This window comes from Zoogloea sp. 1C4 (assembly GCF_009469605.1).
GTDB lineage: Bacteria > Pseudomonadota > Gammaproteobacteria > Burkholderiales > Rhodocyclaceae > Zoogloea > Zoogloea oryzae.
Window position 1 is genome coordinate 1 of record NZ_SSXU01000138.1, and the last position, 1,008, is coordinate 1,008.

General features: G+C 35.9%; 1 protein-coding gene. It reads right to left on the reverse strand.

What is annotated here, in order from left to right:
• A partial coding sequence (locus GH681_RS23250) for a HindIII family type II restriction endonuclease (protein WP_228112066.1) occupies positions 1-934 on the reverse strand: 934 nt, incomplete at its 3' end.
• Between the last annotated feature and the right edge of the window lie 74 nt (positions 935-1,008).

Here is a 1,008-nt window from a genome sequence, read left to right on the forward strand (position 1 = left end):
TCTGCTCAATTCTACTTTCAATTTTATTCATTTTAATCAAAGCTCTTACAGCCTCTTCTCTGCTCATGCTTAGAATTCTACCTCTCTCGGAAGAGAGGTATTCTATTGCCATCTTTTTCAGCACATAGATACCCTCTGATGTAGCAATTCGCTCATCAATCCAAAGTTTTTCTATTCTCTTATCATAATTCAACATCGTTCTATTAATCATAGTCCAGTACTGCACACTATCCTTACTTGGATTCATGAGTATGACAGATCTGAATATTTCCTCTAACAATATCCTAACATCACTACCAACAATGTCAGCATACTTTACCAGAACAGCTAAATGAGTATAAGTAAACACACACACATTGCGAAGAATAGCTTGTTGATATATTTGACTTGATTTAACTGGGAGCTGATATATTGGACAAACAACCATGGCGAAATCTTTAGTATTCCTCCAACCATCCATTGCTTGAACTTTAAAATCTTTCTGATTTTTAGCTGTTCGACTTAACCGAAAAACTTTAGCATCAGCAACAAAAGAATAACTATCACATACAACTTCTACATCTGCCGCATCAGCCCTCTCAGTTAACACAATGCTATTCAAACCAAAAAACTTAAAACATTCAGAAATCAATGCGTCTGTATACTTTGAATATAACTTTTCTTCGCTTGAATCATGCTCATATGATTCAGGAATGGCTGTGCATAATCGAAGGTGGTCCAATAAAGCCTGAGATCCAGATTTGGAAACTTCATAAATAATTTCCTCCTCAACCCTACTGGAGTCATTAACAAAATGCCCACTTAATTTGACAATTTCATTAGTCCAGTAACGCCTCCTATTTATTGCGGCATCATTAATAAATTCAATATTTGTTAAATCCATATTCCAACAACCTTCCAGTGTTACAAACAAAATCATACCACCAGGCATCATATACAGACATGCCCACTCCATAACAATTTACCATAATGCCTCATTGAGCACAGCTCATGAAAAAGCCCGCTGTA